This window comes from Patulibacter ginsengiterrae, from assembly GCF_056269115.1.
The window spans coordinates 122,386-144,388 of sequence record NZ_JBWDOG010000011.1 but is presented as its reverse complement, the minus strand read 5'-3'; the positions used below and the strand labels follow the sequence as shown (position 1 = coordinate 144,388).

Genomic DNA, 22,003 nt, shown 5'->3' with positions numbered 1-22,003 from the left:
CCGGACCGGGCCGCCCCCGCCCCGCCCCGAGCCGCGCTACGAGGCGGGCGACGACCGACGCCACCCCGATCCCACCCCCGCGGCCACCCCCGCGGCCACGCCCGCGGCGACGCACCCGACCACGACCACGAAGCAGCGGCGGCCACCAACCCGACCACGACCCGCACGGGCGACGGCCGCGGCCACGACCACGACCGCGGGGCTTCCCCGCCGCGCGGGTCGGGATCGGCGACGGCGTGGGAGGATGTCCGGCAGCGTGTCCGCCATCCGGTTCCCCTTCACCGCCCTCGTCGGCCAGGACGACCTGCGGCGGGCCCTCCTGATCAACGCGGTCTCGCCCGAGGTCGGCGGCGTGCTCGTCCGGGGCGAGCGCGGGACCGCGAAGACGACGGCCGTGCGCGCGCTGGAGCCGCTGCTACCACCGATCGACGTGATCAGCGGCGATCCGTACGGCACCGCCCCGGAGGAGGCCGACCGCTCGCCGAGCCCGGAGGCCGCCGCGTTCGTGGACGCCGGACACCTGCGAGCGGCGCGGGGCGCGATCGCGATCGGCTCGACGGCCGTCGACGTCGCGGTCCCCGGCGTCGAGCGACGTGCTGCCCAGCTGGTCGAGCTGCCGGTCGGCGCGACCGTCGACCGGGTCGTCGGGACCCTCGACCTCGAGCGGGCCCTGCGCGACGGCGACGCGGTCCTCCAGCCCGGGCTGCTCGCCCGCGCCCACCGCGGGATCCTCTACGTCGACGAGGTCAACCTGCTGGGCGACCACCTCGTCGACGTGCTGCTCGACGCCGCCGCCCAGGGCGAGGCCGTCGTCGAGCGCGACAACGTCTCCGTCCGCCACCCGGCGCGGTTCATGCTCGTCGGCACGATGAACCCGGAGGAGGGCGACCTGCGGCCGCAGCTGCTCGACCGCTTCGGGCTCTCCGTGACCGTCGCCGGATCGACCGATCCGGCCGTCCGGGCCGAGGTCGTCCGTCGCCGGCTCGCCTTCGAGGCCGACCCGGCCGCGTTCGCCGCGCGCTGGGCCGAGGCCGAGGCCGAGATCGCCGAGGAGATCGCGACCGCGCTGGCGCTGCTTCCGCGGGTCCGGCTCGGCGACCGGATGCTGCGGCTGATCACCGGCGCCTGCGCCCGGCTCGGCGTCGACGGGCTGCGCGCCGACCTGGTCGCCGCCCGCTGCGCCCGCGCGCTGGCCGCGCTCGCCGGACGCGACGAGGTCATCGACGACGACGTCCGCGACGCGCTGCTGCTGACCCTGCCCCACCGCCGTCGCCGCGGTCCGCTCGACCCGCCCGGCCTCGAGCCGGAGGAGCTCGACGACGCGCTCGACCAGGCCCGGGGCGACGAGCCGCCCGAGGATCCCGACGACGCCCACCGGGACGATCCCGGCGACGACGGGCCGGACGACGACGGCCCCGGTCCGGACGACGGCGGCCCCGGTCCGGACGACGGCGGCCCCGGTCCGGACGACGGCGGCCCCGGTCCGGACGACGGCTCGGCGGGACCGCGCGACGGCACCGAGGGCTCGGACGCTGACGGATCGCCGTCCCCCGGCCCGGGCGCTCCCCCGCCGGGTGGCCGACCTGCCCCGGACGAGGATCCGGCTGCGACCGCCGACGGAGGCCCGACCGCCGAGGCGGACGCCGACGGCCAGCAGCCCGCGTCCGGGGAAGCGGATCCTGAGTCCGCTTCGGCCCCGCCCGCCGAGGCCGAGCGTCCCTTCTCCCCCTCCGCCCCCGCCCGCCAGCGGACCGACCGCCCCGAGGCCGGCGGGGCCGGATCCGGCGTCGGCGCGCTGCTGGAGCTCGCCCGCGGCAGCTCGGCCCGCCCGTCCCCCAGTGGCCGCCGCGGACGGACCAGCGGCGCCCACGGACCGACGGTCGACGTCCGCCTCCGCGAGCGGGCCGAGGACGACCTCGCCGTGACCGCGACCCTGCGGGCCGCCGCGATCCGCGCCGCGACGACCACCGACGCGCTCGCCGGCGAGCGTGCGCCCCGTCGCCGCCTGCAGGTCGAGCCGGTCGACCACCGGACCCCGATCCGGGCCGGCCGCGAAGGCACGCTGGTCGTCTTCTGCGTCGACGCCTCCGGCTCGATGGGCGCCCGCAAGCGGATGGCCGCCGTCAAGGGCGCCGCGCTCGGCCTGCTGCTCGACGCCTACCAGCGCCGCGACCGGGTCGCCCTGATCGCCTTCCGTGGTCGCGACGCCGAGGTCCTGCTGCCCCCGACCGGCTCGGTCGAGCGGGCGGCGACCGGCCTGGCGCGGCTCCCAACCGGCGGCGGCACCCCGCTGGCCGCCGGACTCGACGCGACCAGCGACCTGCTGCTCGCCCACCGCCGCCGCGACCCGCACCGCCGGACGCTCTGCGTGATCGTCACCGACGGGCGCGCGTCGGGCGGCAAGGCCGGCCTGCGAGCCGCCGAACGTGCTGCCGAGCGGCTCGGCCGGACCGCCGACGGGGTCGTCGTCTTCGACAGCGAGCAGGGTCGCGTGCGGCTCGGGCTCAGCCGCCGGATCGCCGACGCCGCCGGAGCCCGACTGCTGCCGGTCTCGGTCCTGACCGGCGAGCCGGAGCCGACCCGTGGCCGCCCGCGGGATCGCGCCGTCCCCCCGTCCCCCGTCGCCGCCGGAGTCGCCGCGTGAACGATCGTCGCTCGCGGCCCGTGGTCGCCGTCGCCGGAGGCCCGGCCCTGCTCGAGCCGTCGCGTCCCCTGCGCGAGGCGTTCACCGCGCTCGGCGCTGCGGTCGCGACCGTCGACCTCTCCGTCGACACCGCGCTCCCGGCCAACACCAGCGCGCTGGTCGTCGGCGACGGCGCCCCGGTCCCCCACGCCGCGGCGCTCTCGGCCAACGTCGCCCTGCGCGACGCGGTCGTGGCCCTCCACCGGGCCGGGCTCCCGATCGTCGCCGAGGGGGCCGGACTCGGCTACCTCGCCGAGCAGCTCGACGGCCACGCGATGTGCGACCTGGTGCCCGCGGTGGCGGCGCCCGGACGCGGCGGGGTCCCCAACACCGTCGAGCTGCTGGCCGCCGGCGACGGCCCCCTGCACGCGATCGGCGAGCGCCGGATCGGCCGTCCGTCGGCCGCGATCACGCTCGACGTGACCGCCGGCGAGGCGCCCGCGTGGACGATCGGCCGCCAGCACGAGGGCTGGTCGGCCCCCGGCCTCCACGCCAGCCTGGTGGTGGTGCCGTGGACGACCGAGCGCGCCGCACGCCTGCTGCGAGCGGCGGGGATCAACCTGTGAGCGACGAGCGCGAGACCCCGGACGGCCCGGCGGCCACGACCCACGAACCGACCGCCGGCCTCGGCGCCGCCCCTGCGGGCGAGCACGAGCCCGGCCGCGGCAAGGTCTTCTTCGTCGGGGCCGGCCCCGGGGCGGCCGACCTCCTGACCCTGCGCGGGGCGCGGGTCCTGGGCGAGGCCGACATCGTCGTCTGGCCGCGGAGCCTGGTCCCGCCCGAGGTGATGGAGCACGCGCGCGCCGACGCCGAGACCTTCACCAGCGACGACCACACGCTCGAGGACGTGATCGGGCTGTTCTCCCGCGCACGCCGGCTCGGGCTGACCGTCTGCCGGCTGCAATCCGGCGACCCGTCGATCTACGCGACGCTCCACGAGCAGATCAACGCCTGCCGGCGGATCGACCTGCCGTACGAGATCGTCCCCGGCGTCGGCTCGCTCTCGGCGATGGCGGCGGCGATGGGCCAGGAGCTGACCGTGCCCGAGGTGGCGCAGTCGCTGATCCTCACCCGGCGGGCGGTGCGGGTGCCGATGCCGGAGAACGAGCAGCTCGCCGAGCTCGCCGCCCACGGGGCGACGATGGCCCTCTACCTCTCGGTCCGCCGCCCGCGCGAGCTGGTCGCCGACCTGCTGGCCGGGGGCTACGCGCCGGACACCCCGACCGCGATCGGCTACCGCGTGTCGTGGCCCGACGAGCTGGTGCTGCGCTGCCGGCTCGACGAGCTGGCCGCGACCCTCAAGCAGCACAAGATCACCACCCAGGCCCTGATCATCCTCGGCCCGGGCCTGCGCGACGACGAGCAGGAGCGGCGGTCGCACGTCTACCGCCCGACCTACGGTCACCGCTACCGGCGACTCGGGAGCCCGGCGAAGTACCGCAAGGGCCCGGCGGCCGACGGCTCGGCGCCGAGCGCGGGCCCCGACGAGCCGCCGCCCGCCGCGGCCTGAGCGGCGCGGCTAGGCCGCGCACTCGCCGATCACGGACCGCCACCAGGCCGCGTCGTCGGCGTGGACCGCCCGTCGCAGCCGGTCCTGGGCCTGCTCGGCGACGGCCCGCCGCGAACCGACGACGGCGACGTCTCCGGACACGGCCAGCCGCCCGTCGACGAGCCGCACCAGCGCCCCCGGGCGATCGCGCCGCACGCAGATCCTGCTGACGACCGCGACCCCGACGACGCTGGCCGGCTGCGACCGGTCCCCGTCGCGCGGGTCCCACGGGCCGGTCCGCATGATCGGCCGTGCCGACGTCATGACCCGCGACCCCACGGTCGCGTCCGAGAAGCCGAACGACGAAGCCACCATGATCCGAGCATGGCCCGTCGGGACGGCCCCGGCCATGGTCGCCTCCGACCATCCCGGGCGGCCGTCCGCGGGCGTCGCTCAGCCGCCGTCCGGCGGACCGTCGGTCACCGGCACCGCGACGCAACAGCGCCCGGGGGCCGGATCGAGCACCGGCCGGGCGTCGCAGGCCAATCCGGACGCGAGCCCGTCGATCAGCGCCAGGTTCATGGCGCAGACGACCTCGGGGTGACGCTGGGCCGCGGCGTGGAACGGGCAGTTGCGCAACCGCAGCGTCCCGTCGTCGTCGGCGTACGGCTCGTACCCCCGCGAGCGTAGGACGTGCTCGATCCCGTCCGGGGACGGCTCCGCGTCGACGGCCATCTCCCGCCCCAGCCGCTCGGCAGCGGCGCACAGGGCCCGACCGGTCGCGCCGCTGGTGTCGCTCGCGGCGGCGTCGGCCAGCAACCGGGCCGCGAGCCCGTAGTCGCGGGGCGGCGCGGTGACGGCGAACTCCACCTCGGCACGGGCGTAGAGCTTGGCCGGACGACCGGCGCCCGGCCCCGTGCGTCCGGTCCGGCGCGCGTAGGAGACGACCAGCAGCCCGTCCTTCGCCAGTCGGTCCAGGTGGTAGGCGGCGAGCGTGCGGGTGACGCCGGCGGCCTGTGCCGCCTCGACGCGCCCCAGCGGTTCCTCCGCCGCGGCGACTGCGTCGTAGAGCCGGCGGCGAACGGGGTCCGCCAGGCCGCCCAGGGTCGAGATCGCTTCGAGGCCGGGATCGCCCATCGCCAAATTCTATCGCTAACGACTCTTGACATTCCACCGGGGCGCGGCCTACTCTCTTTTGCGCAGTCTCATTAGTTTTAGAACGGAGCCCCACGATGTCCACCGACGCCCCCATCCACGCCCGGTCGCTGCCGAACCCGCCCTCGGCCCCGCCGCCGGCCACGGCCCGCCCCGACCTCGGCTACCAGGCCTTCCTGATGCTGCGCGTGGCGTTCACCGTCGCGCCGATCCTGTTCGGGCTCGACAAGTTCTTCAACGTCCTCGTCGACTGGCCGGTCTACCTCGCCCCGTGGATCAACGACCTCCTGCCCGGGGACGGCGCCGACGCGATGCACCTCGTCGGGGTGATCGAGATCGTGGCCGGGATCGCCGTCGCGGTCCGTCCGCGCTTCGGCGCCCCGCTGGTCGCCGCCTGGCTCGCCGGCATCATCGTCAACTACCTGACGTTCTCCGGCTACTACGACATCGCCCTCCGCGACTTCGGGCTGCTGCTGGCCGCGCTCACCCTCACCCGCCTGGCCTGGCACTACGACGATCCGACGCACCGCCGAGCCCGCCGGTGACGGAGGCGGCGGCTCCGGACCGCGTCCGGGCCGCCCGCCGCACCCCGGCCATGCGGCCGCCCGACCACGAGCTGGCCCGACCACTCGGATAGCGTCCCCGCGATGACCGCCTCCGTCGCCGGCCTCCCCGTCGTATCGACCACGCGCGGGGCGGTGCGCGGAACCGTCGAGGAGGAGGTCGCCGTCTTCCGCGGGATCCCGTACGCCGCCGCGCCGGTCGGCGAGCTGCGGTTCGCCGCCCCCGTCCCGGTCGCCGCCTGGGACGGCGTTCGCGACGCGACCGAGTTCGGCCCGACCCCGCCGAAGCCGGCCTACGCGCCGCCGTTCGACCGGATGCTCAGCGACCCGATGATCCCGGGCGACGACGTCCTCAACCTCAACGTCTGGACGCCGGCCGGGCGGTTGGGCAGCGGCCCGCATGCGACCGACAGCGGCCAGACCACCGCGCGCGAGGCCGGCGACGACGGCCTGCTGCCGGTCCTGGTCTGGATCCACGGCGGCGCCTTCCGGGCCGGCTGCGGCGCGGTCGGCAACTACGACGGCCGTGCCTTCGCCCGCGACGGCGTCGTCTGCGTGACCCTCAACTACCGGCTGGGGATGGACGGCTTCGGGCTGCTGCCCGACGCACCGCCGAACCGCGGGCTGCTCGACCAGATCGCGGCGCTGCGGTGGGTCCAGGACGAGATCGCCGCCTTCGGGGGCGACCCCGAGCGGGTCACGATCGCCGGCGAGTCGGCCGGGGCGATGAGCGCCGTCAGCCTGCTCGCCTCGCCCACCACGACCGGCCTGTTCCGTGGCGTGATCGCCCAGAGCGGGGCCGGCCACCACGTCCAGTCGCCGGAGAGCGCCCAGCGGGTCGCGGAGGAGCTCGGCCGCCGGCTCGACGTCGCCCCGACCGCGGCCGGCTTCGCTTCCGTCCCGATCGACGACTTCATCGCCGCCCAGCTCGTGCTGTCGGGCGAGGTCTCCGCGACCGACCGCGCGTCGTGGGGCGCGCTCGGGCTCGACGCGATGCCGTTCGAGCCAGTCGTCGACGGGGACGTCGTGCCCGGCCGGCCGATCGACGGGCTCGCCGGCGGAGTCGGCGCCGACCTGCCGCTGCTGATCGGCACCAACGCCGAGGAGTACCGCTTCTGGCTGGCGCCGCTCGGCGCGCTGCCGCACGTCACGCCGGAAGCGCTGCCGGCCGCCGGCGCCGTCTACGGCCTGCCCGCCGAGGCCGCCGAGGCCTACGCCGACGCCGCGACCCCCGGTGACGGCCTCGAGGCGCTGCTCAGCGACTGGTTCTTCCGGATCCCCGCGCTCCGGACGGCCGAGGTCCGGAACGGGCCGGCCGCGACCTTCCTCTACGAGTTCCGCTGGCGCTCGCCGTCGCTCGACGGCCAGCTCGGTGCGGCCCACGCGGTCGAGATCGGCTTCGCCTTCGACACCACCGCCGAGCCGAGCGGCTGGGGCATGATCGGCCCCCACGCCCCGCAGGCGCTGGCCGACGAGATGCACGGGGCCTGGGTCGCCTTCGTCACCGCCGGTGACCCCGGCTGGCCCGCCTACGCGCCCGATCGCCGGGCGGTCCGGATCTTCGGTGGCGCCAACGGAGCAGGCGCGGTCGAGGAGGACCCGGGCGCGGCCCGGCGCGAGGTCTGGGACGGGCTGCGGTAGGCCCGCTCAGGTCACCGGATCACCGGATCACCGGGACGTCGTAGGCATCGATCCACGGGTCGACCGTCACGATCGGGAGCCCTTCCAGCTGCGCCTGAGCGACGAGCAGCCGATCGAACGGGTCGCGGTGGTGGAGCGGCAGACGCGCCACGCGATCCGTGTGGCGAGCGCCGATCGGCAGGATCCGGACGTCGCTGGCCTCGAGCCGATCGAGCAGATCCGGAAGCGGCGGATCGAGCTTGCCGAGGCCGCGTTTGATCGCGGCCTCCCAGACGACGACGGCGCTGATGGTCACGTCCACCTCCGGACGCTCCAGCGTTTCGACGACCTGCGCGCCGAGTCGGTCGACGTCGCCGGCCAACCACCACAGCACGATGTGCGTGTCGAGCAGCACCGTCAGTCGACCATGCCCAGCGAACGAGCCACGTCGTCGGGCAGCTCGTCGAAGTCCTCCGCGATGCGGAGCCCAGGGACCGTCCCGCGCAGCTCGGCGAACGTCCGCTTGACCTCGTGCACCGGCGCGAGCCGGACGACGGCCTTGCCGCGGCGGGTGATCACGACCTCGTCGCCGGCGAGCGCCTGCTCGACCAAGCGCGAGAGCTGCGTCTTCGCCTCGTGCATCCCCACGGTCGTCATGCCCCCATCGTACCGACCGAACTAGTGACTTAGCTAGTTCGAACAGCACCAATAGACAGCCGAACGAGTGCCAGCTCTCCGCGGAAGACCCGATCGGTTCGCCCCGCCCCCGCGCGCTACCGTCCCTGGCATGGAGGGCGCCCCTGCCGACACCCCGCCCGAGGCGCCGGGTGCTCCCGCCCGCCTCAGCGAGCGCCGTTCGGCGACCGGCCTGCGCAAGGGCTGGACGACCGGCACCTGCTCGTCGGTCGCGGCCAAGGCCTGCGCGCTGCTGCTGCAGGACGGCGAGACGCCCGAACGGGTCGACGTCGCGCTCGTCCGCGGCGACCAGCGGGCGACGTTGCCGATCCACGCGATCGAACGACTGGCCGGCGACCAGGCCCGTGCGGTGGTGGTGAAGGATGCCGGCGACGATCCCGACGTCACCCACGGCGCCCACGTCACCGTCACGCTGCACCTGCGCCCGGTCGCCGATCCGCCCGGGGTCGTGTTCCGCGCCGGCCCCGGCGTCGGCACCGTCACCCGTGAGGGACTCGGCCTCGAGGTCGGCGGTCCCGCGATCAACGCCGGGCCGCGCAAGCAGATCGCCGCCGCGCTGGCCGAGGTCCTCGACCTCGACGAGACCGGCGTGATCGTCGAGATCAGCGTGCCCGGCGGCGACGCGATGGCCCAGAAGACCTCGAACCCGCGGCTGGGGATCCTCGGGGGGATCTCGATCCTCGGCACCAGCGGGATCGTGCGGCCGTTCTCGACCGCCGCCTGGCGGGCCTCGGTCGGGCAGGCGATCGACGTGATGCACGCCCAGGGCATGGGCACCGTCGTCCTGACCACCGGCGGTCGCAGCGAGCGGTTCGCCCAGCGGCTGCTGCCCGAGCTCGACGGCGTCTGCTTCATCGAGGTCGGCGACTTCATCGGCTACTCGCTCAAGCGCGCCCGGACGCTGGGCCTGCGCGAGGTGGTGATGGTCGGGATGGCCGGCAAGCTGACCAAGGTCGCGGCCGGCGAGCTGATGACCCACTCCGCGCGGTCGCAGATCGACCCGGCCTACCTCGCCCAGGTGACGCTGGAGGTCGGTGGCAGCGCCGCCCTCGCCGACGAGGTCCGGACCGTCCGCACCGCCCGCCACGCCTTCGACCTCTGGCAGGAGCACGGCCTGACGGCCGCCCCGGATCTCGTCTGCACCCACGCCGAGACGACGATGAGCGACTACGTCAAGGCCGCCCTGCCGGTGCGGGTGCTGCTGATCGACTACCCCGGCGAGCAGGTCGTCGGACGCTCGCCGAGCGCCGCCGCGCTGGCCGCCCGGCCGGTGCCGCCGCCGGCCCGCTGACGGAGCACGCGACCGCCCCGACGCCCCGCGACGTCGGCCGCGCCTACCCGCCGACCGCGAGCCAGACCAGGCCGCGGTCGTGGGTCCGGCCCAGGTCGAGGCCGGTCCGCTCCTCGATCCGCCCGATCCGGGCCCGCAGCGTGTTGCGGTGGACCGGCAGCGCGGCGGCCGTCGCCGCCCGGTCGAAGTCGTGCGCGACCAGCGCGCGGAGGGTCGCGACCAGCTCGTCGTCGAGCCCGTCGAGGACCCGGCGCTCGATCCGCCCGGCGGCCGTCGGCGCCTGTCGCAGCAGCAGCTCGACGAGGAAGTCGCCCGCGACGACCCGCCCCCGACGACCGGACGCCGCCCCCAGGCCCACCAGGGTCAGCAGCTCGGCGAAGGCCGCCTCGAGGCCCGCGACCTCGGTCGCCGGACCGTCGGCGAAGACGGCCCCGTCGGGCGCCGCGGCCTCGACGGTGCGGGCGCCCGCCACGGAAGCCGAGGCGCCGATCGACCCGGCGATCGCGCCGGGCCGCTCGCCGACCGGCTCGGCGGTCAGCGCGAGCACCGTCGGCGCCCGGCCGGCGCTGCGGCCGCCGTCCCCGGCGGCGGACGCGGGACCGCCCCGGTCGACCGCGGCCAGGATCCCGCCCGCCCGCAGCCGCGCGGCCAGCTCGACGTGGGCGCCGACCGGTGCCCCGGGGACCACGATCGCCAGCGGCCCGAGCGCCCCGTCGAGCCCGACGCCGAGTCGCTCCGCCTCCTGCCGCTCGGCGGACCCGGGGAGCGTCCCCGCGCGCAGGCGTTCCAGCAGCCCGCGGGCCGCGGCCTCCTCCGGCACCAGGTGACGGCCCCGCTCGGCGTAGGCGGCGAGGAAGGCGTCGGCGACGAGATCGACGTACGCCACGTAGACCGCACTGCCCTCGAGCAGCGCCAGCCGCTCCCCGCCGCTCGACAGCCGCAGCAGCGCCTCCCAGCCGATCCGCGCACCCCGCCGGTAGACCTGGAGCCCGTCCTCGATCGGCAGGCCCTCCTCGGCCCGGATCCGGACCAGGTCGCCGATCCGCGCGAGATCGTCGTCCGACGGCGCCTGCCCGTCGACGAGCCAGCGGCCGAACAGCTCCAGGTTCCAGCGGATCACCGAGCGGCCGCGGTCCTCCAGCTGCTCGTCGTGGACGAACCGGCGGTAGGCCGGCTCGTCCCGCAGGTCGGCCTCGACCTGGGCCGCGAGCGCGTCGACGTCGATCCGCTCGACGACGTCGCGCACGGCGCGAGCGGCTGATCCGGGCGTGCTGGTCACCCCCGCATTATCGGCCCTCGTCGCGCGGGCTCGTGCGGCGCCTCGCGGGCGGATGCTCGGGGTTCGTGGACCAAGGAGGTCGGGTCGCGCGGCGTTCGAACCGGACGCCAGTCCTGGAGAACGTCGTGCGGCCCGGAATCCGAAGCGTCCACGGTCGCCAGGCGCCGCCCGCTCAGCCCAGCTGGCGGGCGGCGGCGCGCCCCGCCGTCCGGCCCGAGAACAGGCAGCCGCCGAGGAAGGTCCCCTCCAGCGCCCGGTAGCCGTGCATCCCGCCGCCGCCGAAGCCGGCGACCTCGCCCGCCGCGTAGAGGCCCGGGACCGGCTGAGCCGTCTTCGGGTCGTCGCTCTCGGTCAACACCCGCGCGTCGAGGTCGGTGTGGAGCCCGCCGAGCGTCTTGCGGGTCAGGATGTTGAGCTTGACCGCGATCAGCGGCCCGTTCTCCGGGTCGAGCAGCCGGTGCGGCGCGGCGACACGGGTGATCTTGTCGACCAGGTACGTCCGCGCGTTGCGGATCGCGGAGATCTGGAGGTCCTTGGTGTAGGTGTTGTCGACCTCGCGGTCGCGGGCGACGATCGTCCGCTCGAGCGCGTCACGGTCGATCAGCGGCGCGTCGGTCTTGGCGTTCATGCCGCGCACGAGGCTGTCGAGATCGGTCGCGGTCACGAAGTCGACGCCGTGGTCGACGAACGCCTGGACCGGCCCCGGCGCGCCCTTCGCGAGCCGGCTCTTGATCACCTCGCGGATGCTCTGGCTGGCGATGTCGGGGTTCTGCTCCGACCCCGAGAGCGCGAACTCCTTCTCGACGATCTTCTGGGTCAGCACGAACCAGCTGTGCTCGTGGCCCGTCTGCATGATGTGGTCGAGCGTGCCGAGCGTGTCGAAGCCGGGGAAGTTCGGCGGCGGCAGCCGCTTGCCGGTCGCGTCCAGCCACAGCGACGAGGGCCCGGGAATGATCCGGATCCCGTGGTTGGACCAGATCGAGTCCCAGTTGTGGATCCCCTCGACGTAGTGCCACATCCGGTCCGGGTTGACGATCCCGCCGCCGGCCTCCTGCGTGATCCCGATCATCCGCCCGTCGACGTAGTCGGGGACGCCCTGGACCATGTGCTTCGGCGCGTTGCCGAGCCGCTTCGGCCAGCTCTTGCGGACGAGGTCGAGGTTGGCCCCGATCCCGCCGGAGGTGACGATCACGGCCTGCGCCGAGAGCTCGAACTCGCCGACCTCGACCCGCGACGTCGGCGTGCCGCGCTCGGCCGTCGTGGGCTCGAGGATCGCGCCCCGGACCCCGGTCACCGCCCCGTCGGTGGTGACCAGCCCGTCGACCCGGTGGCGGAAGCGGAAGTCGACCAGCCCGTTCTTGGCGGCGGCCTCGAGCTTGGCCACGAACGGACGGATCACGGCCGGCCCGACGCCCCAGGTCAGGTGGAAGCGGGGGACCGAGTTGCCGTGGCCCTCGGCGGTGCCGTCGCCGCGCTCGGCCCAGCCGACCTGCGGCATCAGCTTGATGCCCTGCTCGACCAGCCAGTCGTGCTTCTCGCCCGCGGCCCAGCGGACGTAGGCCTCGGCCCACTGGCGCGGCCAGTGGTCCTCGTCGCGGTCGAAGCCGGCGGTGCCCTGCCAGTCCTGCCAGGCCAGCTCGAACGAGTCCTTGATCCGCATCCGCCGCTGCTGGGGCGAGTTGACCAGGAACAGGCCGCCGAGCGACCAGAACGCCTGCCCGCCGAGTGTTTGCCGGGCCTCCTGGTCGACGAGCAGGACCCGCTTGCCGGCGTCGATCAGCTCGGAGGTGGCGACGAGGCCGGCGAGCCCCCCGCCGACCACGATGACGTCGGCCTGGTCCTGGTGCGTCTGCATCGCCCCATCCTCCGTGCTGAGGCGGGCGCGGACAAGGGGCGCGGTGCCCGGACTTCGCGCGCACGGGTGGGCGCGGTGCCCAGGCGAGCGGCGGGACACGGAGGCGGGCGGCGGACCCCAACGTCGTCGGACGGCGATCGACGCTCCGCCGGCGACTCCGACGGGAACGGCGATCGGCGCGTCAGTCCTCGTCGACCGGCGGCCGCTGCGCGTCGTACGCGGCCACGACCCGCTTCGGCGCCCGCGTGCGCCAGGCCTCCTCGATCGCCTCCTCCAGCTCCTCGGGGTCGACCAGCTCGAGCCGGGCGAGCACGTACGGGTAGCCGTCGTAGTGCGGGGTGGTGAAGAACGCCTCCGGCCGCCCCTGGAGCAGCAGGTCGCGCCGCTCGAGGTCGGGGACGCGAACGACCAGCGCCTCGGGCTTCGTGCGCAGGTGGCAGAAGCCCTTGCCGCGGACCTTCAGCGCCGGCTCGCCGTACGAGCTCGACAGCTCCGTCTCCGGCAGCCGCAGTCCGATCGCGACGACGTCCTCCCAGCTGGGCATGCCCCGACCCTAGCCGCGGGCCGGGCGCGCGTGGGCGGGCGACGCCGGCCGGCTGCGGTAGGGTCGCGAGAGCGCGCCGGGGAGCGCGCCCCGTCCGCGGAGAGGGCCGAGCCCGTCCCCACGCAGCACCCAGTGGCCGGATCCTTCGTCCTGCCCGACGCGAGCGGACCGCGGGCATCCCGGAACGAAGGTCACCCATGTCCCCCGCATCGCTTCCCGCCGCTCCTCGCCTGGAGCAGCTGCGCAAGCAGGCCAAGGAGCTGCTCCGCGCGCACCGCGCCGGCGACGCCGCGGCCGCCGCGCGGATCGCCGCGCAGGTCGACCGCCCGACGCCCCCGAAGCTCGCCGACGCGCAGTTCGCGATCGCCCGCGAGCACGGCTTCGCCGACTGGCCGCGGCTGCGCGCCTACGTCGAGCGGGCCGCCGCCCACGGCCCGGCGCTCCAGCACGCCTTCCACGAGGACGTCGACTACTACGAGGACCGCGCGAGCGGCCTCCTGGCCTCGGCCGAGGACGGCACCGACGACGCGCTTGCCGCCTTCGCGCGCCACGCGCTGCCGCTGACCGCCGACGGCGCGCAGGCCGCGATCGCCCGCCAGCACGGCTTCTCCGACTGGACCGCGCTCCGCCTCCACGTCGAGGCGCTGCGCGAGGCGGGCGAGCCGTTCGCCCGGGCCTACCGGGTGGTCGAGGCCCGCGACCCCGCGGCGCTCGCCGTCCTGCTGGACCGCTTCCCGGAGCTGGTCGACGCGCGCGGAACCAACGACAACGATCTGCTGGGGATGGCAACGGCGACCGGCGACGAGCGGCTGCTGCGGGCCCTCCTGGAGCGGGACGCCGATCCCGGCCGCCCGAACGCCCACGGCTGGACGGCGTTGCACCAGGCGGCCTACCTCGGAGCGGTCCCGCTGGTCCGGATCCTGCTCGACGCCGGCGCGCCGGTCGGGATCTCGGCCCGTGGAGACGGCGGCACACCGCTGATCGTGGCCCTGTTCTGGGGCCACCACGAGGCCGCGCAGCTGCTGGCCGAGCACGACCTCGCGCCGGGCAACCTGCGGGTCGCGGCCGGGCTCGGGCGGCTCGATCTGCTCGACGCGCTGGTCGTGAAGGACGGTCGTCTGCGACCGGCGGCCCGTGCCGACCGCGGCTTCTACCGGCCGCACGGCGGGTTCCCTCGCTGGTCGTCGTCCGACGCCTACGGCGAGATCCGCGACGAGGCGCTGGCCTGGGCGGCCCGCAACGACCGCGTGGAGGCGATCGGGCGGCTGGCGTCGCTCGGTGCCGACCTCGACGCCGACGTCTACCGCGGTACCGCCCTGGCCTGGGCGGCGGCCGGCGGGCGGGTCGCGGCGATCGAACGGCTGCTCGCGCTGGGCGCCGATCCGGATCGTCAGGCGAGCTTCGGCGGGGCCGACCACGGCGAGGGCGTCACGGCGCTGCACCTGGCCGCGCAGTACGGCCAGGTCGGCGCGATCGACGCCCTGCTGCGGGGCGGGGCCGACCCGGCCCTGCGCGACGCGCTCCACGACGCGACCGCCGCGGAGTGGGCGGCGTTCGGGGAGCAGCCGGCCGCGGCGGCGCGGCTGCGGAACGCGGGCTAGCGCAGCGCGGAGGCCTCCCGCGTGACCAGCAGCGGCCCGCGCCGCTCGTGCTCGAGCCGCTCGGTCGCCGCGACGGCGGCCTCCGCGCCGCAGTAGCGCTCGACCAGCCGGATCGCCAGGTCGATCCCCGCCAGCGGGCCACCGGCGGTCAGCACGTCGCCGTCGTCGACCACCCGCGCCTCGGGCCGGACGTCGGCGCCCATGCTCCGCAGCCCGTCGAGTGCGAGCCGGTTGGTGACCGCCGGCCGCCCGTTCAGGAGGCCGGCCGCGCCGAGCACGAGCCCGCCGGTGCAGACCGAGGCGACGACCGTGCCGGCGGCGTGCCGGGCGACGATCGCGTCCAGCAGCGTGCGGTCCTCGACCAGCGACCGGACCCCGCCGCCTCCCGCCTCCAGCCAGCCCCCGCCGGGCACGACCAGGATCCCCGGCGCGTCGCCGAGCGGTCCGTCGACGGCGATCGTCAGGCCGTGGGCGCCGGCGACGCGGTGGACGTCGGGCCGGAGGCCGACGGCGTCGACCACGAAGCCGGCGGCGTCGAGGACCTCGAACGGGCCGACCCCGTCGAGCTCGTCGAAGCCGTCGAAGAGCAGCACCTCGACGGTCGGGAGGGCGGGGGGCACGGGGCGGGAGTCGCTCATACGTCCATCGTGCTCGCCGCCCGTACGCCTGACCAGTGGCAGGAATGCCACCTGTCGCTAGGATCCTGCCAGGATGCCGCCGCCCGCCGATCCTCCTCCTGGGCCCCGGCCGCCCGCCACGCCCACCGCCGCGTCGGGAACGTCCGGCCCCGCCGCGCCGACCCCGGCGGCCGGCCGATCGCGGTCGCTGCCCGCCGCGCCGCCGCCCCACCGCGTCGTCGCGCTCGCCCTGCCCGGGGTCGTGCTGCTCGACCTCGCCGCGCCGTCGCACCTCTTCGGACACTGCGGCGGCCGCCGCTACGACTTCGCGCTGGCCGGGCTCGCGGCCGGCCCCGTGACCACCACCACCGGCTTCGACGTGGTCGCCCCGCACGGGCTCGAGGTCCTGGACACCGCCGACACGATCGTCGTCCCCGGGCTCTCCGACCACGTCCACGAGCCGCCCGCGGCGGTGCTCGACGGCCTCCGCGCCGCCGCCGCCCGCGGCGCCCGGGTGATGTCCGTCTGCACCGGCGCGTTCGTGCTCGCCCACGCCGGCCTGCTCGACGACCGCCGCGCGACGACCCACTGGCAGGCCGCCTCGCAGCTGGCCGCCCTGTTCCCGCGGGTCGACGTCGACCCGGCCGTGCTCTACGTCGACGAAGGCCAGATCCTGACCAGCGCCGGCGTCGCGGCCGGACTCGACCTCTGCCTGCACGTGATCCGCCGCGACCACGGCGCCGAGCTGGCCGGGCGGCTGGCCCGGCGGACGGTCGTCGCCCCGCACCGCGACGGCGGCCAGGCCCAGTTCGTCCCGCGCCCGGTCGCCGGCGGCGGTCCGGGGTTCGACGCCGACGGGCGGGCGCTCGCCGCCGGGCTCGAGGCGACCCGCGCCTGGGCGCTGGAGCGGCTGGCCGACTCACTCGACGTCGCGACCCTCGCCCGCCACGCCTGCGTCTCGCCCCGGACCTTCGCCCGCCGCTTCCGCGACGAGACGGGCACGACCCCCGCCCAGTGGCTGCTCGACCAGCGGACGCTCGTCGCCCAGGCCCTGCTGGAGCGGACCGACCTGCCGGTCGAGGAGGTCGCCCACCGCAGCGGCTTCGGCAGCGCCGCCTCGCTCCGCCAGCACTTCGGACGCCGCGCGCGAACGACGCCGACCGCCTACCGGCGAACGTTCCGCGACCGCGCCCCGGCGACCGCGGCCGACGTCCCCAGCGGCTGATCCGGCGTCCGTCGGCGGTTGATCCGGCGTCTGCCGGCGCCCGGCAGCGCTAGCGTGCCCGGAACGGCGCCGAACCCGGCGCCGCCCGCTCCCGACCGTCCCGCCCCGCCATGAGCCGCTCTCCCAGCCCGCGTGAGGTCGCCCACTACATCGGCAACCTCGCCCACTTCGCCCGCGACCGCCGGAGCCGTGAGCGCGACGACACCGACCTGCTCGGCGAGCTGGCCGACGTCCCGCTCGGCCTGCCCGCGGGCCTCGAGCTGGAGTGGCTCGGGGTCGCCGGCTACCGGCTGACCTACGAGGGCCAGACCATCTACCTCGACCCGTTCCTGACCCGGGTCCCGATCGGCGACGTCGTCCGCGGCCGGACCGTCGTCCCCGACGCGGGCCTCCACGAGCGGCTGCTCGACCCCCGGGCCGGCAACGTGCTCGGGGTGCTCGTCGGCCACACCCACTTCGACCACGCGATCGACGTGCCCGTGCTCTGCCGCCGCTACGGCGCGCCGGCCTACGGCTCGCGCTCGCTGGTCCAGCTGATGTCGCTCTACGGGATGGCCGATTCGACGGTCCAGGTCGAGCCGCACCACCGCTACGAGCTCGGCCCGTTCACGGTCAGCTTCGTGCCGAGCGTGCACTCGAAGCTGATCCTCGGCTACGCGGTCCCGTCCGCCGGCGAGCTGACCTGCGAGCACGTCGACGGCCTCAACACCTCGGCCTACAAGTGCGGCGACGTCTGGGGGATCCGGATCGAGGTCGCCGGGATCACGCTCTACCACCAGGGCAGCGCCAACCTGCTCGACGACGAGGTCCCGACCGGCGGCGTCGACGTCTTCCTGGCCGGGATCGCCGGACGCGGCTTCACCCGCGACTACTGGTCGCGGATCCTCCGCCGGCTGGAGCCGCAGGTCGTCGTCGCCAGCCACTTCGACGACTTCTTCCGGCCGGTCGAGGCGCCGCTCGGGTTCTCGCTCAACGTGCACCTCGCCGGCCTGCCCGACGAGATCCACGCGGTCAGCCGCGACTTCCGGGTCGCGGCCCTGCGGCCGATGGAGACGGTCCGGGGCTGAGCGCGAGACGGTTGATTCCACGGATTCGTGGACGTGCCGCCGGATCGGGTGTGAGCGGACGGCCGGCGCGGGGTAGCGTGAGGGGAAGCCGTTTCGTCGGCCGTCCCCCGGCGGCCCGCCCCAGGAGGCCCACCGTGACCACGCCGCTCGCCCCGACCGTGACCCTCGCCAACCGCGCGCAGATGCCGCGCCTCGGCCTCGGGACCTGGCCGCTGGACGACGCGGAGGCCGAGCGGGCCGTCGCCTCCGCGATCGGGATCGGCTACCGGCTGATCGACACCGCCTTCAACTACGGCAACGAGGTCGGCGTCGGCCGCGGCCTGCGGGCCAGCGGCGTCCCCCGCGACGAGCTGTTCGTGACGACCAAGCTCAACCGGGAGGACCACGGCATCGACGAGGTCCAGCGGGCCTTCGAGCGCAGCGCCCGCAAGCTCGACGTCGACTACATCGACCTGTTCCTGATCCACTGGCCGAACCCGCAGCAGAACCGCTACGTCGACGCCTACAAGGGGCTCGTGAAGCTGCTGGAGGACGGGCGGGTGAAGGCGATCGGGCTCTCGAACTTCATGCCCGCCCACGTCGAGCGGGTGGTCGAGGCGACCGGCGTGATCCCCGACGTCGACCAGATCGAGCTCGACCCGACCAAGTCGCGGGCCGAGACCCGTGAGTACCTGACCCGCAACGGGATCGCGACCGAGGCCTGGAGCCCGCTCGGCCAAGGCGGCGACCTGCTGAAGCAGCCGGTGATCACCCGGATCGCCGAGGCCCACGGCCGGACCCCGGGCCAGATCGTGCTCCGCTGGCACGTCGAGATCGGCACGATCGCGATCCCCAAGTCCGCGAACCCCGAGCGCCAGCGCCACAACCTCGAGGTCTTCGACTTCGCGCTCTCCCCCGACGACCTGACCGCGATCGGCGAGCTGGACCGGGGCGACGAGGGCGTCACGGACGCGGAGCAGTTCGGGCACTAGCCCCGCTCTAGGCTCTGCCGATGGGGTTCTTCGCCGCCAGCGCTCCCGCCCACCGTCCGACCGACGAGGACGGCGGACCGTGGGCCCAGACCGCGTTCGACGGCCACGCGATCCCCGGCCAGGTCCCGTCGCCGATCGTCGTCGCCGATGCCGGCGATGCGGTGGTCGTAGCAACGCTCGCCGTCGGCGAGGGCCTCCTGCGGATCGACTGGCAGGCGATCAACCGCGGGTCGCCCCGCCGGACCGCGCGAGACCAGTACCTCGACTACGTGCTCGAGCCCGGCGAATCGCTGCCGGACGGCTATCTCCGTCTCGGCGTCGCGTACGCCGACGGACGACGGGCGACCAACCTGCCGTGGGACCGGTGGCGCTCGGCGGACGGCCCGGCCGACGCTCTGACCTGGAGCGAGCGTGGCGGCAGCAGCGACCCGCACGTCCGCCGGATCTCGATCACCGTCGGTCCTGCGCCGGTCAGCGGGGACCTGCGGCTCGTCTGCGAGTGGCCCGCGCTGGGCCTGCCCGAGACGAGCGCGAGCGTGCCGGCCGACGTCCTCGCCCGCGCCCGCGCGCTTGAGGTCGTCGTTCCTCCGCACGCCGGCGCCTGACCTCCCGTGCCGGAGCGGCCACTCCGCGGACGGGGATTCCCGCACGCGGACCACCGTTCCGCCGGATTCCGCTGGTAGGGTCCCAGCCTGATGTCTGTCTTCGTCTTCTAGGGCCTTCGCCCGCCGCACGACCGCCGTCTCCGAACCCCGGTCGTGCCTCCGCGCGTCCTTGCGCGCCACCTGCGCCGTCATCGCTTCGATGACGCCTCCGCCGCCTGCCTGAGGGCGGCGCCATCCGTCGTCCCCCGGACGACGTCATCCGCCGCCCGCCCCTGGGCGGCACCAGCTGTCGCCCCGCTGCGGGCGGCACACGAGCAGAGGAGGCCCCGTGCCTACCGAGAACCCCGCCCACGACCGGGCCCACATCCTGATGGTCGGAACGACCACCCCGAGCCACGTCTACCCGAACCTGTCGCTGATCGACGCGCTCGTCGGCCGCGGACACCGCGTCAGCTACGCGATCGGCGCGCCGCTCGCCGGGCTGGTGCGACCAACCGGGGCGGACGTCCTGGCCTGCACCACGCTGCTGCCGACGCTCGCCCGGCCCGGCCTCGCCTGGCCGGAGGACGCCGACGCCGGGATGCAGCTGTTCGTCGACGAGGCGGTCCACGTCCTGCCCCAGCTGCTCGACGCGCTCGACCACGACCGGCCGGAGCTGATCCTCCACGACGTCGGCGGGCTGGCCGGTCCCGTCGCCGGGCTCCGCTGGAGCGTGCCGGCGGTGCAGGTCGCGCCGAGCTACGCGGCCTGGGGCACCGGTGCCGCCGGCGAGACCGACGGCCGACGATGGCCACCCGGCGGCGAGCCAGCGGCCGACGCCGTCGAAGCCGCCCTGGCCGTGGCGCGGCGTTGCGGGACGCGACGCATCCGCCCGCGGCCGCTCGGGACCTGGGTCGCGGGGACGCGGGTGACCTGAGACGCGGGCGCGCCCTGGATCCCCGCGACGCCGTCCCGCGCGGCCGGGCGGGGCGGCGCCGTTCTCTTTGAGGTTTGCCCGCTATGCGGCGGTCAACCTCAAAGAGAACGGGCCAACGCCCCCACCCGCACCCGCCCAGCCGCCGGGGCCCAGCTCCCACGTCACCGACCCCTGGCCGCTCACCACCGGCCCGCCCCGACCGCCGCCCCCGGTTGCTAGGCTCGAAGCCATGTTCGCGCACTACTTCGTCTAGGTCGCTCGCTCGGCCCCTCGCCCGCCGTCTTCGGACCCCGGGCGCGGCCCTGCTCTCCGACCGCGCACCCGTGCGCGGTCGGCCGCCGTCCCTCGTCGGGCGGCGCGTTCCGTCGTCCGTTCGCGGGCGACGTCATCCGTCGCCCCACCGTGGGCGGCGTCCACCGTCGCCCACCCGGGCGGCCCCCGTCGTCGCCCGCTGCGGGTGACGCGCGACCAGAGGAAGAGGCCCCATGCCTGCTGCCACCCCCGCCCGCGACCGGGCGCACATCCTGATGGTCGGCGCGACCGCGCCGAGCCACATCTACCCCAGCCTCGCGCTGATCCGCGAGCTCGTCCGCCGCGGCCACCGCGTCAGCTACGCCGTCGGAGCGCCCCTGGCTGAGCTGATCGAGCCGACCGGCGCCGAGCTGATCGCCTGCACCACGCTGCTGCCAACCGTGGGTGGCTCGCGTGAGCAGTGGCCGGAGGACGCCGCGGGAGGGATGCGGCTGTTCCTCGACGAGGCGATCCACGTCCTGCCGCAGCTGCTCGCGGCGCTCGACGACGACCGGCCCGACCTGATCCTGCACGACATCGGCGGGATGGCCGGGCCCGTCGCCGGCGTCCGCTGGGATGTGCCGACCCTCGAGCTCTCCCCCACCTACGTCGCCTGGGAGGGCTACGAGGACGACATGGCCGCGTTCTTCGACGAGCTGCGCGCCTCGCCCGCCGGCCAGGAGCTCTACCGGGTCCAGGCCGCGTGGCTGCGGGAGAACGGGGTCACCGGCGATCCCGAGCGGTTCTTCGCCCACCGCGAGCGGTCGCTGGTGCTGATCCCGCGGGCGATGCAGCCGAACGCCGACCGGGTCGCCCCGAGCAAGCGGTTCGTCGGCCCGTGCCTCGACGAGGACCGGATCGGTGCGCCGGGCTGGGCGCCACCCGCGAGCGGCAGGCCGGTCGTGTTCGTCTCCTTCGGCACCGCCTACAACGACCAGCTCGACGTCTACCGGGCCTGTCTCGAGGCGTTCGCCGACGGCAGCCTGCACGTGCTGCTGTCGATCGGTGCGCACGTCGATCCCGCGGCGCTCGGGCCGCTGCCGGAGTTCGTCGAGGTCCACCGCTCGGTCCCCCAGCTGACGGTGCTGGAGCACGCCAGCGCCTTCGTCACCCACGCCGGGATGGGCTCGGTGACCGAGGCGCTCTGGTTCGGCGTGCCGATGGTCGCGATCCCCCAGGCCGTCGACCAGCTGATCAACGGCCCGCGGATCGAGGAGCTGGGCGTCGGCCGCCACCTGCCGGCCGAGGAGGTGACCGCCGAGACGCTCGGGCGGGCGGTCCGCGAGGTGCTCGCCGACCCCCAGATCGGGACCCGGATCACCGACGTCCGGGCCGAGGTCCGGGCCCAGGGCGGGGTCGGCCCGGCGAGCGACGCGGTCGAGGCCGCGCTGGCGGAGGCGCGGCGGGGTCTGGGCCGGGCGGCCTGAGCGGGGTGCGGCGGGGCGGCGCGGGCGTTCTGGTTGAGGTTTGCCACCTCTACGGTGGTCAACCTCAACGAGAACGCACGCCGCCGCGCCTGGCTGCCACCCGCGGCC

General features: G+C 75.6%; 21 protein-coding genes. 13 read left to right on the top strand and 8 right to left on the bottom strand.

What is annotated here, in order from left to right:
- The first annotated feature begins 244 nt into the window (after nt 1–244).
- The 3 genes from ACVUH9_RS15390 to cobM are packed head-to-tail and all read left to right on the top strand — an operon-like array spanning nt 245 to nt 4,193.
- Complete coding sequence (locus tag ACVUH9_RS15390) at nt 245–2,644, top strand: VWA domain-containing protein (RefSeq protein WP_475758419.1); 2,400 nt, start codon at nt 245–247, stop codon at nt 2,642–2,644.
- Nucleotides 2,641–3,249, top strand: coding sequence for a hypothetical protein (locus ACVUH9_RS15385; protein WP_475758417.1), 609 nt, complete (start codon nt 2,641–2,643; stop codon nt 3,247–3,249). Before ACVUH9_RS15390 ends, ACVUH9_RS15385 begins: the two co-directional genes overlap by 4 nt.
- Nucleotides 3,246–4,193: a precorrin-4 C(11)-methyltransferase gene (cobM, locus tag ACVUH9_RS15380; protein ID WP_475758415.1), complete on the top strand. Its 948-nt coding sequence runs from the start codon at nt 3,246–3,248 to the stop codon at nt 4,191–4,193. Before ACVUH9_RS15385 ends, cobM begins: the two co-directional genes overlap by 4 nt.
- A gap of 9 nt (nt 4,194–4,202) precedes the next feature.
- Here the strand turns inward: cobM and ACVUH9_RS15375 are convergent, their stop codons facing one another.
- Nucleotides 4,203–4,547, bottom strand: a complete 345-nt coding sequence (locus ACVUH9_RS15375; protein ID WP_475758413.1) for a hypothetical protein — start codon at nt 4,545–4,547, stop codon at nt 4,203–4,205.
- Between the two features lie 78 nt (nt 4,548–4,625).
- Nucleotides 4,626–5,309 (bottom strand): helix-turn-helix transcriptional regulator, encoded by a 684-nt coding sequence (locus tag ACVUH9_RS15370; RefSeq protein WP_475758411.1) that lies wholly within the window; start codon nt 5,307–5,309, stop codon nt 4,626–4,628.
- A gap of 95 nt (nt 5,310–5,404) precedes the next feature.
- On the opposite strand from ACVUH9_RS15370, the gene ACVUH9_RS15365 reads away from it, so the two are divergent.
- Both ACVUH9_RS15365 and ACVUH9_RS15360 read left to right on the top strand, forming a co-directional pair.
- On the top strand, nt 5,405–5,872 hold the full coding sequence (locus tag ACVUH9_RS15365) for a hypothetical protein (RefSeq protein WP_475758409.1): 468 nt from the start codon (nt 5,405–5,407) through the stop codon (nt 5,870–5,872).
- A gap of 102 nt (nt 5,873–5,974) precedes the next feature.
- On the top strand, nt 5,975–7,531 hold the full coding sequence (locus tag ACVUH9_RS15360; protein WP_475758407.1) for a carboxylesterase/lipase family protein: 1,557 nt from the start codon (nt 5,975–5,977) through the stop codon (nt 7,529–7,531).
- A gap of 19 nt (nt 7,532–7,550) precedes the next feature.
- On the opposite strand, the gene ACVUH9_RS15355 is transcribed toward ACVUH9_RS15360, so the two are convergent.
- Together ACVUH9_RS15355 and ACVUH9_RS15350 are read right to left on the bottom strand one after the other, a co-directional pair.
- Nucleotides 7,551–7,925 carry a type II toxin-antitoxin system VapC family toxin gene (locus ACVUH9_RS15355; protein WP_475758405.1) on the bottom strand — a complete coding sequence of 125 codons (375 nt, stop codon included), beginning with the start codon at nt 7,923–7,925 and terminating at the stop codon, nt 7,551–7,553.
- Between the two features lie 2 nt (nt 7,926–7,927).
- Nucleotides 7,928–8,167 (bottom strand): type II toxin-antitoxin system Phd/YefM family antitoxin, encoded by a 240-nt coding sequence (locus tag ACVUH9_RS15350; protein ID WP_475758403.1) that lies wholly within the window; start codon nt 8,165–8,167, stop codon nt 7,928–7,930.
- A gap of 130 nt (nt 8,168–8,297) precedes the next feature.
- On the opposite strand from ACVUH9_RS15350, the gene ACVUH9_RS15345 reads away from it, so the two are divergent.
- Complete coding sequence (locus ACVUH9_RS15345; RefSeq protein WP_475758401.1) at nt 8,298–9,497, top strand: cobalt-precorrin-5B (C(1))-methyltransferase; 1,200 nt, start codon at nt 8,298–8,300, stop codon at nt 9,495–9,497.
- 43 nt (nt 9,498–9,540) lie between these two features.
- Here the strand turns inward: ACVUH9_RS15345 and ACVUH9_RS15340 are convergent, their stop codons facing one another.
- The 3 genes from ACVUH9_RS15340 to ACVUH9_RS15330 form a co-directional block, all read right to left on the bottom strand.
- Nucleotides 9,541–10,776 (bottom strand): PucR family transcriptional regulator, encoded by a 1,236-nt coding sequence (locus tag ACVUH9_RS15340; protein WP_475758399.1) that lies wholly within the window; start codon nt 10,774–10,776, stop codon nt 9,541–9,543.
- 172 nt (nt 10,777–10,948) lie between these two features.
- Nucleotides 10,949–12,631 carry an FAD-binding dehydrogenase gene (locus ACVUH9_RS15335; protein WP_475758397.1) on the bottom strand — a complete coding sequence of 561 codons (1,683 nt, stop codon included), beginning with the start codon at nt 12,629–12,631 and terminating at the stop codon, nt 10,949–10,951.
- 181 nt (nt 12,632–12,812) lie between these two features.
- On the bottom strand, nt 12,813–13,175 hold the full coding sequence (locus ACVUH9_RS15330) for an MmcQ/YjbR family DNA-binding protein (RefSeq protein ID WP_475758395.1): 363 nt from the start codon (nt 13,173–13,175) through the stop codon (nt 12,813–12,815).
- 197 nt (nt 13,176–13,372) lie between these two features.
- Between ACVUH9_RS15330 and ACVUH9_RS15325 the strand changes: the two genes are divergently transcribed.
- Nucleotides 13,373–14,776, top strand: coding sequence for an ankyrin repeat domain-containing protein (locus ACVUH9_RS15325; protein WP_475758393.1), 1,404 nt, complete (start codon nt 13,373–13,375; stop codon nt 14,774–14,776).
- Here the strand turns inward: ACVUH9_RS15325 and ACVUH9_RS15320 are convergent.
- Nucleotides 14,773–15,414, bottom strand: a complete 642-nt coding sequence (locus ACVUH9_RS15320) for a DJ-1/PfpI family protein (RefSeq protein ID WP_475758391.1) — start codon at nt 15,412–15,414, stop codon at nt 14,773–14,775. The two genes, ACVUH9_RS15325 and ACVUH9_RS15320, sit on opposite strands and share 4 nt — an antisense overlap.
- Before the next feature lie 73 nt (nt 15,415–15,487).
- Here ACVUH9_RS15320 and ACVUH9_RS15315 point away from each other — a divergent pair, with 73 nt between their 5' ends.
- From ACVUH9_RS15315 to ACVUH9_RS15290, 6 genes are all read left to right on the top strand, one after another.
- On the top strand, nt 15,488–16,618 hold the full coding sequence (locus ACVUH9_RS15315; protein WP_475758389.1) for a GlxA family transcriptional regulator: 1,131 nt from the start codon (nt 15,488–15,490) through the stop codon (nt 16,616–16,618).
- Between the two features lie 110 nt (nt 16,619–16,728).
- Entirely contained in the window at nt 16,729–17,685 is a 957-nt protein-coding gene (locus ACVUH9_RS15310) for an MBL fold metallo-hydrolase (protein ID WP_475758387.1), read from the top strand.
- Nucleotides 17,686–17,867: 182 nt separating this feature from the next.
- The gene (locus ACVUH9_RS15305) at nt 17,868–18,656 is read left to right on the top strand and encodes an aldo/keto reductase (protein WP_475758428.1); all 789 of its coding nucleotides are present in this window, start codon (nt 17,868–17,870) and stop codon (nt 18,654–18,656) included.
- A 20-nt stretch (nt 18,657–18,676) separates the two neighbouring features.
- Nucleotides 18,677–19,261 carry a hypothetical protein gene (locus ACVUH9_RS15300; RefSeq protein ID WP_475758385.1) on the top strand — a complete coding sequence of 195 codons (585 nt, stop codon included), beginning with the start codon at nt 18,677–18,679 and terminating at the stop codon, nt 19,259–19,261.
- Between the two features lie 328 nt (nt 19,262–19,589).
- Nucleotides 19,590–20,177: a hypothetical protein gene (locus tag ACVUH9_RS15295; protein ID WP_475758383.1), complete on the top strand. Its 588-nt coding sequence runs from the start codon at nt 19,590–19,592 to the stop codon at nt 20,175–20,177.
- A 485-nt stretch (nt 20,178–20,662) separates the two neighbouring features.
- Nucleotides 20,663–21,895: a macrolide family glycosyltransferase gene (locus ACVUH9_RS15290; RefSeq protein WP_475758381.1), complete on the top strand. Its 1,233-nt coding sequence runs from the start codon at nt 20,663–20,665 to the stop codon at nt 21,893–21,895.
- Nucleotides 21,896–22,003: the final 108 nt, after the last annotated feature.